This window comes from Hymenobacter negativus, assembly GCF_017571495.1.
In the GTDB taxonomy this organism is placed as follows: Bacteria; Bacteroidota; Bacteroidia; order Cytophagales; family Hymenobacteraceae; genus Hymenobacter; species Hymenobacter negativus.
The window spans coordinates 582,188-596,879 of the sequence record NZ_JAGETZ010000004.1 but is presented as its reverse complement, the minus strand read 5'-3'; the positions used below and the strand labels follow the sequence as shown (position 1 = coordinate 596,879).

Here is a 14,692-nt window from a genome sequence, read left to right as displayed (position 1 = left end):
CGCCCGCCGCCAGAACGATTCAACCGCAGCCCGTGCAACGACGGGCGGGGACAAGCCCCGCGCCCTATGCCCGGTTGCCTCTCATCTCGATTATACTCCAATACCATGAATAAAGTCCTCTTATTCGCCTTCGCAGGCTTGCTGCTGACCCACACAAGCCACGCTCAGGAATTCAGAACCAAACTCAACAGCAAAGACCCGAAGGTCATCGTCGACATGCAGGGCAGCGACGTGGTGGTCGAAGGCATCGACGGCAACGAGCTGGTGATAAAAGGCGACGGCTTCGAGGAGCCGCCGAAGCGGGCCGAGGGCCTGCGTCCCATCTACAACTCGGCGGTGGACAACACCAAGCTGGGCCTGGCGGTGACGCAGGACGGCAACACGGTCCGCATCTCGCGGGCCTCGCGCAAGGACGCCAGCTACATCATCCGGGTGCCGCACGCGGCGGCCGTGCAGTTCAAACAAGCCGGCTGGAACGGTAGCGGCGACCTGGTGGTGCGCGACGTGAGCGGCGACCTGGAAGTAAGCATGACCAGCGGCGACATCAGCCTGAAAAACGTGGCCGGCCCCGTGGTGGCCAACACCGTGAGCGGCGACATCCAGGTGCGGTTTGCACCCATGCGTCAGGGCCCCAGCTCCATCTCAACAGTGAGCGGCGACGTGGACGTGAGCATGCCTACCAACTCCAAAGCCACCCTGAAACTCCGCTCGATATCCGGTGAAATCTACACCGATTTCGACCTGAGCCTGAAAAGCCAGGACAACATGCAGCACATCGGCGGCCAGGTGGTGGACGGTAGCATCAACGGCGGTGGCAACGCTTTGTCGCTCAAGACGGTGAGCGGTGATATCTACGTTCGTAAAGCGAAATAACGGATTAAGAACGTCATGCCGAGCGTAGTCGAACCGAGGTCGTAGGCAAGCTGCTTTACCGCAACAGTAAACCATTTGCTGCAACGAATGATAACTGTGCAATTCGATGCTTGGGTTGGTGAGTGACTAATAAGCAGCGAAGCGGTAGAGTGGCTTGCCTACGGCAACCTTCGGTTCGGCTGCGTTCAGCATGACTGTTCTTTTTTATCGGCATTAATCGTTAATCACTAACCATTAAGCATTAAAAATGCGCCAGTTCTTCTTTCTCCTTTTGCTGGTGAGCGCCGCAGTTGGCAGCCAGTCAGCTTCGGCCCAGAAAATAATCGAAAAAACCGCGAATCTGACTGCCGGCCAGCGCGTATTTCTCAACCTAAAGCAGGCCAGCAACATCCGCATCCGGCCGGGCGCAGCGGGCAAGATGACGATGAAGGCCACTGTCAGCATCAATTCCAACCGCTTGAACGACGCCCTGCAAATTGCCCTCGACCCCAGCAGCGACGAGCTGAAGGTAACCGCCGATTTTGATAAGGAAATGCTGAAGCAAGCCCAGCCCGGCGACTGCCCCAACTCTCACGGCGACCACAACGTGTGGTACGGCCAGCAGGTGTGCGACGACATCAGCTACGAAATCACGCTGCCCGCCGACGTAGCCCTGCACGTGTACACCTACAGCGGCAACGTGGACATCGTGGGCTTCACCAATGCCATCGAGGCCAAGTCGCTAAGTGGCTTCGTGGACGTGGCCTGGCCATCCAATAAGGGCGCCGAGCTGTCGCTCAAAACCATCACCGGCGAGGTGTATACCGACCAGGATATTGCCTTCAGCACCGCCCAGCGCAAGAATCCCATTGTGGGCTACCAGCTGCACGGCACCCTCAGCGGCAGCGGCCCGCTGGTGAAGCTCGAATCCATCAGCAACGACGTGTATTTCCGCAAGCGGAAGTAGGTTTGTTGCCGCGCGGGGCTCCCCCGGCCGTCTTCCTATCTTAGGGAGGTGGTCGGGGGAGCCCTGCGTTTAGGCAGTGCCCGAAAAAAAGTATGCGCTGGCCTGTAACGTTCTCCGATTAGCGCGGTGTCTACTGCTGAATACTCTAACAACCCATTTATCGGCTTGGACTCGCTTACGGATAACGCGCTGATGCTACGGGTGAAAGCCGGGGATGTGGACCGGATGGGTCTGCTCTTTGAGCGCCACCACCGCGCCTTGCTTGGCTTTCTCTACCACATGCTGGGCGGCAGCCGCGCCGCGAGCGAGGACCTGGTGCAGAATGTGTTTTACCGCATGCTGAAGTACCGCCACACCTATTCCGCCGACGGCGAGTTTCGGACCTGGATGTACCACTTGGCCCGCAACGTGCTGGCCGACCATGTGAAGAAAAACCGCCACGCTGCCTACCACACCGATGTGGCCAACGTGGCCGACTACCTCGGCGGCGGCCACCTTGCCGACGAAGGCCTAGAGCAGGCCCAGGATGTGCTGGTGCTGCACCAGGCATTGGCCCGCCTCAGCCCCGAAAACCGCGAGGTGCTGGTGCTAAGCCGGTTTCAGGAAATGAAATACGGCGAAATAGCCCAGGTGCTGGACACCACCGAAGGAGCCGTACGGGTGCGCGCCCACCGCGCCCTGAAGGAGCTCAAAACCATCTACCTGCGCATTGAAAATTGACCGATAGTATATGAATTGCGAATCCACCCAAGACCAATTGGCCGACTATATGAGTGGCCAGCTGCCGGAGCCGGAGCATAGCGAGCTGGTCGCGCACCTGGCCGGCTGCACTAGCTGCCGCGCCGAGCTTGAAGCCGTGCAGCGCGTGTGGCGCACCCTCGGCAAAGCCACCACGCCCGAGCCCAGCCCCAACCTGCGTCCGGAGTTCTACGCCATGCTGGCCGACTTTAAGAGCACGCTGGCGCCGGAGCCCAAGTATTCGCCAAAGGGCCTGTGGCGGTGGCTGCGGGAGCTGCAAATCCCGCAGCCGGCCCTGCGGCTGGCCTACAGCCTGGCCCTGCTGCTGGTGGGTGCGGTGGGCGGCTACTGGCTGAACAACCAGCCCAAAACTACCCCCGCCGACCAGCAGCAGCTTGCTACCCTAGCTGCCCAGGTGGGCGAAATGCGGCAGGTGATGCTGCTGACACTCATCGACAACCCCTCGGCCACCGAGCGGCTGCGGGCCGTGAGCTACACCAAGGAGCTGGACGGCGCGGCCGATGCCAAGGTGATAAATGCCCTGCTCAGTACCCTCAACCACGACGACAATGTGAACGTGCGGCTGGCCACCCTGGAGGCCCTGGCTCCGCTGGCCGCCGACCCTACCGTGCGGCTGGGCCTGGTGCACGCCCTGGCGCAGCAGGAGTCGCCGCTGGTGCAGTCGGCCCTGGCCGATGTGATGGTGCAGCTACAGGAGCACCGCTCGTTGCCCCAGCTGCGGGCCTTGCTGAAACAAGCCAACCTGGACGGCACCGTGAAAAGCAAAATCGAAGAAAGCATTCAAACCTTATCAACCGGCCGGCCCGCCGCGCCCGCAACCACTCCCCAGCGCCATGACCAAACGCATGTTTTCCCTCGGGCTGAGCGCCCTGCTCTTGCTGTGTAACAGCGGCTGCCTTCGGGCCCAGGGCTTTAAATCGGAAGAGAAAATCAGCCGTGAGTTTGCGCTGACGGCCGACGCTGCGCGGAGCACGCTGGCCCTCTACAACATCAGCGGCTCGGTGACCGTGCAGGGCTACGCGGGCAATAAAATCCTGGTCGAAGCCACCCAAACCATCAGTGCCAACGATGCCAAGACCCTGGCACTTGGCAAAAGCGAGTTGAAGCTGGGCTTTGCGCAGCACGGCGACAGCGTGGTGGTGTACATGGCCGCGCCCTACGACTCGCGCCCGCACAACGAGCATAACCGTTCGGAGCACGTGCACATCGACTACAATTACGATATCGACTACGTGGTGAAAGTGCCGTATCAGCTCAATCTACACGTTTCGACCGTGAACAACGGCAAGGTGCTGGTGCAGGACGTGACCGGCCTGCTGAACGCCGGCAACGTGAACGGCCCCATCACGCTACGCAACGTGAAGGGCACCACCCAGGCCCACACCGTGAACGGCAATGTGGAGGCAGCCTACGCGGCCAATCCGCCCGGTGCGTCGTCGTACCACACCATCAATGGCCAGATTAAGGTGCAGTACCCGGCCAGCCTCGGGGCCAACCTGCACTTCAAAAGCATGCACGGCGAGTTTTACACCGATTTTCCGAACGCGGAAATGCTGCCGGTGCAGGTTACCAAAAACAAGCAGAACCAAGGCGATGGCACGGTGTACAAACTCAGCAAAGACACGGCCGTGCGCATCGGCAAAGGCGGCCCCGACCTGCGCTTCGAAACCCTGAACGGCGACGTGACCATTACCAAACAGTAACAATTTATTTCTTTGACAATGATGTATTTACTTCATAATAAAATTAGTTGGTGTATTGGCGTGGTGTTTCTGCTCCTTGGCACAGCCTTGCCGGGCCGGGCGCAGGATGCCACCAAGGAGCAACTGACCGTGGCGCTCAGCGCACCTGGCAAGCCGGGTTCGCTGGAAGTGAGCCTCGTGCACGGCAGCATTCAGGTGACGAGCTACAGCGGCAAAGACGTGGTGATTGATGCCACGGCCCGGCCTAGCAAAAACCGTACAGCCACCCCCGCTTTGGCCACGGGCCTGCGGCGGATTCCGGCCGGCAACAGCCTTAACCTGACGGCTGAAGAGAAAAACAACCACGTCGAAATAAGCACCGAATCCTGGAAAGGCCCGATTGATTTGGCCATCAAGGTTCCCCGGAATTTTTCGCTCAAAGTGAGCACTGTGAACGAAGGCGACATATCCGTTGAGAATGTGGCCGGCGAGCTGGAAGTAACCAACGTGAACGGCGACATCAAGCTCCTGCAAGTGGCCGGTTCTGCCGTCGCCAATACCGTAAATGGCGACCTCATCGCCACATTTGCCAGCATAACTGCCGGTGCGCCCATGGCCTTTTCCACCCTCAATGGGAAGGTGGATGTGACGCTGCCTGCCAGTGCCAGCGCTGCCCTCAAAATGAAATCGGAACGAGGCAGCGTTTACAGCGACTTCGATGTGGCCCTGAGCAAGGGCCAGCCCAAAGTGACCCGCTCTGCCCAAAACGGCGTCTCCCGCCTCAGCACCGATGACTGGACCTACGGCAAAATCAACGGCGGCGGTGCCGAAGTAACGATGAAAACCTTCAATGGCAATATCTACCTGCGCAAGGCCAAATAAGTGGGCCATATTCATTAGCCCTCAGCATTGCTTCCCGAAATAAATTCAATCTGCCATTCGCATGCCTGCTATCCGATTTCTCACCCTCACTAGCCTGTTGGCCTTAACGCTGGGAACTGCTGCCGGACAGGTGCAAACCGCGCCGCCGGCCGATGCAAAAGCCCGAATGGACACCGTGGTGCAACGGCTAGGGACGGCGTTTATGAAGCAGCCGGGCCGGGTAGGCCTGTCCATTGGCATCCTCAGGAATGGCCAGTCCTACTTCTACAATTTCGGAACTGTGGAGAAGGGGAAAGCACAGGTAGCGACGCAAAACACGGTGTATGAAATTGGGTCCATCAGCAAGACGTTTACCAGCCTGCTGCTGGCCCACGCGGTGCTGGAGAAGCGAGTGAACCTGAACGACGACATCCGCAAATACCTGCCGGGGGCTTACCCGAACCTGGCTTTCGGTGGGCAGCCCATTAAGCTGGTGCACCTGGCCAATACCACTTCCCGGCTGCCGGATAATTTGCCCGAAAACCTATTCCGGCGCGCCAACCCTGATTCGGTGGCTTTTCTGGCGGTGAAAAACATGCGCGGCTACACCAAGCAGAACTTCCTGGCCGACCTGCACCAAGCCCGCCTAGACACCGTGCCCGGCCTGCTGCCGCGCCATTCCAACGTAGCTACGCAGTTGCTGGCCTACATCCTGGAAAGCGTGTATAAAACGTCCTGCGCCGACCTGCTGGCACGCTACATCAACCAGCCGCTGCACTTGGCCGGGCCGACGGGTACGGGCCCGAAAGCCACCGGCTATGACGGGAAAGGCACTGCCATGCCCAACATCACCATAGAAACTGCGCTGGCGGCCGGAGGCCTGCGCTACACCCCGGCCGACTTGGTGAAATACCTGCAATACCAGCTGGCCGAGTCGGACAAAGCCGTGGTGCTGGCCCACCAGCCCACCTGGGGCCAACTCGACGAACAGGCCATCGGTTTCAACTGGAACCTGGAAAAGACGGTGGATAGTAAGCGGACGCTCCAGCATTCGGGCGGCACCTTCGGTTACGCCAGCTACTGCGAGCTTTATCCGGAGTTGAAATACGGCATTGTGCTGCTGGCCAACGAGTCGGATGAGAACACACAGGGCAGCCTGGGTGCCACCGCCGAGCAGATTAAGGAAGCTTTGTATGGTGTGCCGCCCGCTCTGCAAGCGCTCCGGCAGGCGCTAGCTGCTAGTAATTATGACCATGCTCCCGACGTGGTGGCGGCCGTAAAAAAGAAGCATCCCGAGCTGCACCTCACCGAGGATTACGTGAATACCTGGGGCTACCGCGAACTGCGGCAAGGCCAGCCGCAACGGGCGCTGGCGTTGTTCCAGTTGAACGTGAGCCTATTCCCCAAGGGGTGGAATACCTACGACAGCTTGGCCGAAACTTACGAAAGCACCGGTGCCAAGCCGCAGGCCATCGAAAATTACCGCCGCTCCCTGACCCTGAATCCGAAGAACGACAATGCTGTGGCGCATCTCCGCAAACTCGGCGCGTTGTAAGCCTGGACTGATATCCCGCGCATCAGGCGGGAGCGAAAGACCTGATTGCCGATACACCGTTTGCTTTACCGCAATTCGCACCTCGGTGTTGGGACCACAAAGTGCGTCTTGGACTGGTGCCCTTTTGAACAGCAGCGTGTTGCATTAACTGGCTGAACGTGTCGTCAGACTAGGAAACAGACTCCAGCCTGAAGCCTGCTTTAGAGCCGTTTCGGCATCCACGTACCGGCCGGGCTGTAGCGCGAACTTTCAGTTCGCGTCTTGGAAGAACTACTAAGCGGCGCGGGGACACGAACTGAAAGTTCGCGCTACTTGCCATTGATGCCGAAACCGCTTTAACTCGCCGATACCTCGCCGAAATGTTCTGCTACCACGGCCTGAAGCTTCTCCTTGGTAAGGGGTTTATTCAGCACCCCCGCCACGGGCAGCTGCTGCACCCGCTCCATGTCACTCGGCAGCATCGAGGTGGTGAGCATCACAATGACAATGCTTTGCTGCCGGGCGAGCGGCAACTGAGCGTAGGCTTCCAGAAACTCAATGCCGCTCATGATGGGCATTTTCATGTCTAGCAGTATGAGGTTGGGGCAACTGTTGCTGGGCGGCACGCAGGTCTGATGCAGGGTTTGCAAGGCCTCGGCGCCGTTTTCGGCAACGTGCAGATGCTGGGCAATGCCCAGGCGCTTGATGAGGGTTTCGTTCAGGAAGTTGGTGGTCGTGTCGTCGTCCACCAACATAATGCTGGAAAGTTGGGGCATAGTGGGTGGGTAGCCGTGGTAAGCCGGCTGGCCATTGGTACGGCCGAAGTGGCTGGTAGTTGCGCCGCCTAAGCCGGAAACAAGGCCTTGAACACAGATTCTTGGTCCGGGCGGCTCTGCGCCGAAATGGTACCGCCCGCATTTTCCACCATCTTCTTCACCATATACAAGCCAATGCCCGAGCCCTCCGTATTGCTGACCAGGTTGTACAGAATGCTGCGCAGGTTCTTCTCAGATACCACCAGCGTGGGGCATTCTGCCACGTTCACCTGCAGTTGCCCGCCGGTTTCGGCCAGCAACGGCTGCAGGTCCTGTTGCACGTCCTCAATAACCGGCACTAGGTCGGTCGGGGCTACGGGCTGAGCAATTTCCTGCTAAATGCTAAACTTGCCCACAATCTCCCAAGCACAATAGCATGCCTTGACATAAGCGCATGCTTTAGGAAAGTCGCCTCCATCCGCCTCCTTCATTCTGACAACTTCTCAACGAAGCACACCGCAATGGGCTGGCGAGGGCCAACAAGGCTTGTTAGCCGAACAGTAAAAAGAACGCCGGGCAAAACGCCCTGTATGCCGTTCTTTGCAGTCGCTGTACTCTCCATTTTGCTTCGCATGCCGGCCACCGCTGCCCCCGAACTCCGCACCGTTACCCTCACGCGCTACGTGGCCCCCTTGCGTGAGGGTGGCTCCCTGCCCGGCCTCATGGAGGCCGACGATGGCTTCCTTTACGTGGTGAAATTTCGGGGGGCCGGGCAGGGCGTAAAGGCCTTGATTGCCGAGCTGATTGTGGGCGAAATAGCCCGTGCCCTGGGCCTGCGCATGCCCGAGCTGGTGTTTTGCGAGCTGGACGAATCCTTCGGCCGCACCGAGCCCGACGAGGAAATCCAGGACCTGCTGCAGGGCAGCACCGGCCGCAACTTGGCCCTGCACTACCTCTCTGGTGCCATCACTTTCGACTCGCTGGTGACCACCGTGGAACCGCATCTGGCCTCCCAAATCGTGTGGCTGGATATGCTGACGCTGAACGTGGACCGCACCGCCCGCAACACCAACATGCTGATGTGGCATAAAGAGCTGTGGCTCATCGACCACGGTGCCGCCCTCTATGTGCACCACGCCGGCCCGGAGTGGGCCGCACCGCGCCCCCGCCTGTTTCCCCAGATTAAAACCCACGTCCTGCTGCCACAAGCCAGCGAGCTAGCCACCGTGGATGCCGAGTACAAGGCCCGGCTCACGCCCGAAATCCTTCGCGCCATTGTGGCGCTGGTGCCCGACGAGTGGCTGACCAACGGCGACACCTCGCCCGAGGCCCAGCGCGCCGACTACGTGCGCTTCCTCGAAGCCCGTCTTGCGGCCTCAGAAACCTTTGTTCAGGAAGCCCAGGATGCCCGCCATGCACTTATTTGAGTACGCCGTGCTCCGCGTGGTGCCCCGCGTGGAGCGCGAAGAGTTTCTGAACGTGGGCGTCATTGTGTACTGCCGTTCGTTGGGCTTTCTCGAAACTCGCTTTGCGCTGCCCGAAGCCAAGCTGCGGGCCGTGGCGCCGGAACTGGATTTGGAGGAAATAACGGCCCGTTTGCAGGCTTTTGAGCGCATTTGCCGGGGCCGGGCCACTGGCGGCGTCATCGGCCAATTGCCAATTGCCGAGCGATTTCGCTGGCTCACGGCCACGCGCAGCACGGTGGTGCAAAGCTCGCCGGTGCACCCCGGCCGCTGCCCCGACGCGGCCGAAACGCTGACGCGGCTGTTTGCACAGTTGGTAGAGTAGCCGCGTAGCGGCAACAGGTTTGTCGCTGCATGGCCACTCTATAAAGTCTGGCTTAGCCGGCATGCGTGACCGTCGGCGCTGGCTTCAATCTCAACGGCAGCAGCCCTAATCTGGTAGTAAGCAGGCGCTGGGGTGATGCCCGCATTTGAGCCAATTTTAATTGGGGTTTTCATCATCAGCGTGTGCTCAAATACGAGCACCCAACGCGGCATTTTACGTACTACCAGCGCGGGAAGGAAACCGGCAGCCAGCGTGTTTCTGCCCGCCAATATCTGCGGGCTTTCTTATACCTTTAGCAGGCCGGCAGCCGCGAAATAAAACGCGTGAAATGCTCATTGCTTCCTCTTCAAAGGTTGAGGTTTAGCTTTCTGGTATTGATTTGACCTATAGTTTATTATCTGTGCCGCGATGGATGCCTTTCCGCCATTTTTGCCTGTTGCCGGGGCTGGGCCGTCAGGTGATGGGCCGGGTGCATCGCGCGAGGAGCAGCTGGTAGCGGCCCTGGCTGCCGCCAACGCCCGCGTAGCCGACCTGGAGAGCCAGCTGGCGAACACCACCGCCCAGCATCGGCACTGCCAGAACCAGCTAACGGCATTGGTCAACAACCTGCCCATGGGCCTGCTGCTGCTGGGCCCTGATGGCCAGACGCAGCTCATGAATGCCCAGTTTCGCGAGTTGTTTGGCCTGCCCGCCGAGCCCGTGGGCACCGATACCGCCGCCGCACCCGCCATAGTGCGCATTGACGAGTGCTTCCGGGACCCGGCGGCTTTTGCGGCCCGCGCCTGGTCGTTGCACGAGCAGGGCCAGACCGTGCTGCAGGAGGAATTTACGCTGGCTGATGGCCGCATTGTAGCCCTCGACTACCTCGTGATGGACCACGAGCAGGCCGGCCGCCTGATTTGCTACCGCGACGTGACCGAGCGCCACCGGCGAGCGGCGCAGTTACGCACCGTGTCCTTCATTCCGCAGCAAAACCCCAACCCGGTGCTGCGGCTCGATGCCTACGGCCAGATAGTGCACGCCAACCCTGCCGCCGAGCCGCTGGCGCAGGCCCTGGCCGCTACGGCCCCCGCCGACTGGCAGCAGCACCGGGTAGCCCTGGCCGATGCCGCCTTGCACAGCGCCCGGCAGCACCAGGAAGAATTGCTGATTGCCGGGCAGCACTTTCTGTGCACGGCCGTAGCCGTGCCAGGCGAAGCTTTCGTGACCCTCTACCTCACCGATATCACGGCGTGGCGGCGGGCTGAGCAGCGCCTTATCGAGCAGCGTGAGTTCTACGAAACCATTCTGGAGCAGGTGCCCATTGCGTTGGCCGTGGTCGATGCGGAGTTTCGCTACCTGTTTGCCAATCCGGCCGTGGAGCCCAACCCAACCGTCCGGGCTTGGATGCTGGGCAAAACCAACGAAGAAGCCTGCGAGTATCATCAGCGGCCGCTTGCCATTGCAATGCAGCGCCGGCACTACTTTGAGCTGGCCGTGCGCGAGCGGCGCGAGGTGCTTTGGGAAGAAACCATTGAGGATGGCCCGTTAAAAGGCGTTTTGCTGCGTCAGCTGCGACCAATTTTCGATGCCGACGGAAAGCTGCGGTTTCTGATTGGTTCGGGTATCGACATCACGGCCAGCAAGCAGGCCGAAGAGCAGATGGCCCGCCAGCAGGAATTCTACGAATCCATTCTCAATTACCTGCCGGTGGATATTGCCGTATTCGATGCCGAGCACCGGCACCTTTTTATCAATCCCTCCTCAATTTCGGACCCCACCGTGCGCCAGCAAATCCTGGGCATGACCAACTCGGAATACTTCGCATTCCGGCAGCGCCCGGCCATTATGGGGGCCATGCGGGAGCAGTATTTCCAGCAGGCCGTGCGCTTGCGTAAGGATATCTCGTGGGAGGAAACATTACCGGGCCCTAATGGACCCAAGCGCGTGCTGCGCACGTTACGCGCCGTATTTGCGCCCGACGACACGTTGCGTCTGGTGGTGGGCTCGGGCATCGACATCACGGCCCGCTATGCTGCCGAGGAGCGCCAGCGCCAGAGCGAAAACTTGCTGCGCGAGCAACAGAATTTCATTCGCCTGATTGTGGATACGGTGCCTAACGTTTTGTATGTGATGAACCAGGCAGGGGAGGTTGTATTCAATAATGCAGCCTTCGATGCGCTGGCGGTCCGCAGCTCGCACCGCCACCCCCTACAGGAACTAGAAACGCCGGTGCAGGATGAAATCCAGCAGCTGGTGGCCTGGCGCCAAGAGGTGATGGAAACCCGAAAGCCCCTAGACGTTGAGTTGCCGCTTATCATGAAATCGGGCGAGACCTGCCACCTGCACGTCCACATTCGCCCACTGGACCGCACCAGCAGCCAGCGCGAGGTGCTCGTGGTAGGCACCGACATCACCGACCTCAAGCTGGCCCAACAGGCGGCTGATGCCAATGCCCAAGCCAAAGAGGCATTCCTGGCCCGCATGAGCCATGAAATCCGCACGCCCCTGAATGGGGTGCTGGGCATGGCGCTGCTGCTTCAGAAAACGGACCTTACCCCCGCCCAGCAGGAATACCTGGCCACCATGCAGCGCGCCGGCCAGCACCTGCTCACGCTGGTAAACGACGTACTGGACCTGGCCAAAATCACGGCGCACCACCTGGAGCTCGACCATGCGCCTTTCGACGTAGCTGTGCTGCTACACAGTGCCGGGCAAACCATGGCCGCCCTGGCTACCCAAAAAGGCATTCAGCTCACAATAGAGCCGCTGCCCGAAACCCGCGTGCTGGGCGATGCTTACCGCCTGCACCAGGTGTTGCTCAACCTGCTCTCCAATGCCCTTAAATTCACCGAGGAAGGGACGGTGAGCTGCGGTGCCGCCGTGGTACATACTTCGCCCGAAACCATCGGCCTGCGCTTTTGGGTGCAGGATACTGGCCTGGGCATTGCCCCGGAGCAGCAGGAGCGTATCTTCGAATCATTTGCCCAAGCCAGCTCCGATACCAGCCGGCACTTTGGTGGCACCGGACTGGGGCTGGCCATCAGCGAACAGTTGGTGCAGCAGATGGGCGGCATGCTCCGCCTGTGCAGCCGGCCCGGTGCGGGCACCATCTTCTCGTTCACCCTCACCCTGCCCCGGGCTACCGAAGCGCCACCGGCCAGCCAGCCACCGGCGCCGACCAGCTACGAAGGCCTGCGCGGCCTGCGCGTGCTGCTGGCCGAGGACAACGCAGTGAACCAGTGGATTGCCCGCGTACTGCTTGAATACTGGGGCGTGCAGGTAGAAGCCGTCGGCACTGGTACCGACGCCCTGGCCCAGCTCAGCGCCCACGACTTTGACGCAGCGCTACTCGACATCCGCATGCCCGGCCTGAGCGGGGTGGAGGTTACTACGGCTATTCGCCGGCACCCCAATGCCCAGCGGGCGGCGGTGCCCATCATTGCTCTCACAGCCAATGCCTTCGACGCCGACCGCCAGCATTATCTGGACGCTGGGATGAACGGCTGCGTTACGAAGCCTTTTGAAGAGGCTGACCTCTGTCAGCTGCTTCTGCAGCTTACGCGGGGCGCTGCCACGGCCGGCTACCGCGCCAAGGAGGGCGGGTAGGAGCGGGGCAGACTGCTGCCCGAAGTACCTTTGCCGGGCATCGACAGCTGTTTTTGGTCTGCCAATGCCCATTCGCTTATTCCCTGCCCCATGCCCACCGGCACCATCTTGCTCATCGACGACGAAGCCATGCTGCGCCAAGCCGTGGCTCGCACTCTGGAGCTGGAAGGCTACACCGTGCGCCAGGCCCCCGATGCCATGCGCGGCCTCGAAACCCTGCGCGACTACGCCGCCGAAACCCTCGTTGTGCTGAGCGACGTGAAACTGCCCGACGGGCGCGGCCTCGACCTGCTGCCGCGCTACAAAACCCTCGCGCCCCTGGCCGAGGTGGTGCTGATGACGGCCTACGGCACCATTGCCGACGGCGTGCGCGCCATGAAGGAAGGCGCCTTCGACTACCTCACCAAGGGTGATGCCGACGACCAATTAGTGGTAGTCGTGGCGCGCGCCGCCGAAAAAGCCCGCCTGCAGCGCCGCGTGGCCGATTTGGAGAAGAAGGTCGGCGTGCAATACAGCTTCGACTCGATGATTGGGCACGCGCCGGCCTTGGAGCAGGCCAAGAGGACTGCTCAGCAAGTAGCCCTCACCGAGGCCACCGTGCTGTTGGAAGGGCCCACCGGCGCGGGCAAGGAGCTGTTTGCTCAGGCCATTCATCAGGGCAGCCCGCGCCGCAGCAAGCCGTTTGTGGCCGTCAATTGCAGCGCCTTCCCGAAGGACTTGCTCGAATCGGAGCTGTTTGGCTACAAGAAGGGCGCCTTCACCGGAGCCATGATGGACAAGAAAGGGCAGTTTGAGGAAGCCAGCGGCGGCACCCTGTTTCTGGACGAGATTGGAGAGTTGGAAGCCGGCGCCCAGGCCAAGCTGCTGCGCGCCCTCGAAACCCAGGAGTTCATCAAGCTTGGCGATTCGAAACCCACCCGCGTGAACGTCCGCCTGGTGGCCGCTACCAACCGCAACCTGCGCCAGGAAGCCGACGCCGGCCACTTCCGCCCCGACCTGTACTACCGCCTCTCGGTGGTAGTTATTCCAGTGCCGGCCCTTAGCGCGCGCCGGGCCGACGTGCCGGCATTGGTGCAGTTTTTTGCCCAGCAATTTGCCGTGAAGCTGCGCCAGCGCGCCCTCGTCATCGGCCCTGAAGCGCTGCGCGCGCTGGAAAGCTACAATTGGCCCGGCAATGTGCGCGAGCTGAAGAACGTGCTGGAGCGCGCCTCCATCCTCACGCCGCCCAACCAGCCGCTGGCGGTGGAAGACCTGCCCATCGAAATTCAGCTGGCCGCCGCGCCCGACAGCCCCATGTCCGACGACCCGCGCACCCTGCGCAACGTGGAAAAGCAGCACGTACAGCGCATTTTGCTGGAATGCGGCGGCAACAAGGCCGAAGCGGCCCGCGTGCTGGGCGTGGCCCACACCACGCTCTACCGCAAAATTCAGGAATACGGGTTGTAGCAATCAGGCGCGAGTACCCCGAAGCTGGGCTTTGGCTGGGTGGGAATCGTTGAACGTCGTTCGCCTGGGCCGAAGCGCAGCTTCGGGGTACTCGGGCCTAGCGGCTGATGCCGTGCGGCGGTAGGTCGCCGTTGAACTCGCCGTTGCTGGTCCACAAGTCGAAGGCGGCTACGGAAAGCTGGCTGGCCATGAATTCTCGGCAATTGTAGCCGCGCCATTCGAGGCAGAAGCGTAAGAATTCCGGCTCGGCCTGGCTAGCGGCGAAGCCGCGAGCCAGCACGTTGGTGCGGTGGGTAGGCGGCAGCGCATCCAGCCAGTCGTAGAAGTCGGTGGCGGTGAGGGGGAAAGTGGCGGCCTGCTTGTAGTAAGCTTTGGCCGCTTGGGTAATCTCGGCAAGTAAATCGGGCATAAGGGAATCGGGAAAAGGCTCCACCGAGCAGGTTGAGACCCTTTGCCAAAT

14 protein-coding genes are annotated in these 14,692 nt (G+C 60.9%); 11 read left to right on the top strand and 3 right to left on the bottom strand.

Features of this window, described 5'->3' with window-relative positions; all coding sequences use genetic code 11:
* The first annotated feature begins 105 nt into the window (after window positions 1-105).
* From J4E00_RS12330 to J4E00_RS12300, 7 genes are all read left to right on the top strand, one after another.
* Window positions 106-873, top strand: a complete 768-nt coding sequence (locus J4E00_RS12330) for a DUF4097 family beta strand repeat-containing protein (protein ID WP_208175443.1) — start codon at window positions 106-108, stop codon at window positions 871-873.
* Between the two features lie 247 nt (window positions 874-1,120).
* The gene (locus J4E00_RS12325; RefSeq protein ID WP_208175442.1) at window positions 1,121-1,819 is read left to right on the top strand and encodes a hypothetical protein; all 699 of its coding nucleotides are present in this window, start codon (window positions 1,121-1,123) and stop codon (window positions 1,817-1,819) included.
* A gap of 126 nt (window positions 1,820-1,945) precedes the next feature.
* Complete coding sequence (locus J4E00_RS12320; RefSeq protein WP_317196617.1) at window positions 1,946-2,539, top strand: RNA polymerase sigma factor; 594 nt, start codon at window positions 1,946-1,948, stop codon at window positions 2,537-2,539.
* A gap of 10 nt (window positions 2,540-2,549) precedes the next feature.
* Window positions 2,550-3,464 carry a HEAT repeat domain-containing protein gene (locus J4E00_RS12315; RefSeq protein ID WP_208175441.1) on the top strand — a complete coding sequence of 305 codons (915 nt, stop codon included), beginning with the start codon at window positions 2,550-2,552 and terminating at the stop codon, window positions 3,462-3,464.
* Entirely contained in the window at window positions 3,412-4,281 is an 870-nt protein-coding gene (locus J4E00_RS12310) for a DUF4097 family beta strand repeat-containing protein (RefSeq protein WP_208175440.1), read from the top strand. Before J4E00_RS12315 ends, J4E00_RS12310 begins: the two co-directional genes overlap by 53 nt.
* Before the next feature lie 18 nt (window positions 4,282-4,299).
* On the top strand, window positions 4,300-5,142 hold the full coding sequence (locus J4E00_RS12305; protein WP_236049720.1) for a DUF4097 family beta strand repeat-containing protein: 843 nt from the start codon (window positions 4,300-4,302) through the stop codon (window positions 5,140-5,142).
* A 61-nt stretch (window positions 5,143-5,203) separates the two neighbouring features.
* Window positions 5,204-6,676: a serine hydrolase domain-containing protein gene (locus tag J4E00_RS12300; RefSeq protein ID WP_208175439.1), complete on the top strand. Its 1,473-nt coding sequence runs from the start codon at window positions 5,204-5,206 to the stop codon at window positions 6,674-6,676.
* A gap of 335 nt (window positions 6,677-7,011) precedes the next feature.
* Here J4E00_RS12300 and J4E00_RS12295 read toward each other — a convergent pair whose 3' ends face one another.
* Window positions 7,012-7,431, bottom strand: coding sequence for a response regulator (locus J4E00_RS12295; RefSeq protein ID WP_208175438.1), 420 nt, complete (start codon window positions 7,429-7,431; stop codon window positions 7,012-7,014).
* Between the two features lie 68 nt (window positions 7,432-7,499).
* Window positions 7,500-7,769, bottom strand: a complete 270-nt coding sequence (locus tag J4E00_RS12290) for an ATP-binding protein (RefSeq protein ID WP_208175437.1) — start codon at window positions 7,767-7,769, stop codon at window positions 7,500-7,502.
* Between the two features lie 273 nt (window positions 7,770-8,042).
* On the opposite strand from J4E00_RS12290, the gene J4E00_RS12285 reads away from it, so the two are divergent.
* From J4E00_RS12285 to J4E00_RS12270, 4 genes are all read left to right on the top strand, one after another.
* On the top strand, window positions 8,043-8,837 hold the full coding sequence (locus tag J4E00_RS12285; RefSeq protein WP_208175436.1) for a HipA family kinase: 795 nt from the start codon (window positions 8,043-8,045) through the stop codon (window positions 8,835-8,837).
* Window positions 8,815-9,198, top strand: a complete 384-nt coding sequence (locus tag J4E00_RS12280) for a DUF3037 domain-containing protein (RefSeq protein ID WP_208175435.1) — start codon at window positions 8,815-8,817, stop codon at window positions 9,196-9,198. Before J4E00_RS12285 ends, J4E00_RS12280 begins: the two co-directional genes overlap by 23 nt.
* A gap of 408 nt (window positions 9,199-9,606) precedes the next feature.
* The gene (locus tag J4E00_RS12275; RefSeq protein WP_208175434.1) at window positions 9,607-12,786 is read left to right on the top strand and encodes a PAS domain-containing hybrid sensor histidine kinase/response regulator; all 3,180 of its coding nucleotides are present in this window, start codon (window positions 9,607-9,609) and stop codon (window positions 12,784-12,786) included.
* 90 nt (window positions 12,787-12,876) lie between these two features.
* A complete protein-coding gene (locus J4E00_RS12270; RefSeq protein ID WP_208175433.1) occupies window positions 12,877-14,232 on the top strand; it encodes a sigma-54-dependent transcriptional regulator in 1,356 nt (451 codons plus the stop codon).
* Between the two features lie 97 nt (window positions 14,233-14,329).
* On the opposite strand, the gene J4E00_RS12265 is transcribed toward J4E00_RS12270, so the two are convergent.
* A complete protein-coding gene (locus J4E00_RS12265; protein ID WP_208175432.1) occupies window positions 14,330-14,641 on the bottom strand; it encodes a hypothetical protein in 312 nt (103 codons plus the stop codon).
* Between the last annotated feature and the right edge of the window lie 51 nt (window positions 14,642-14,692).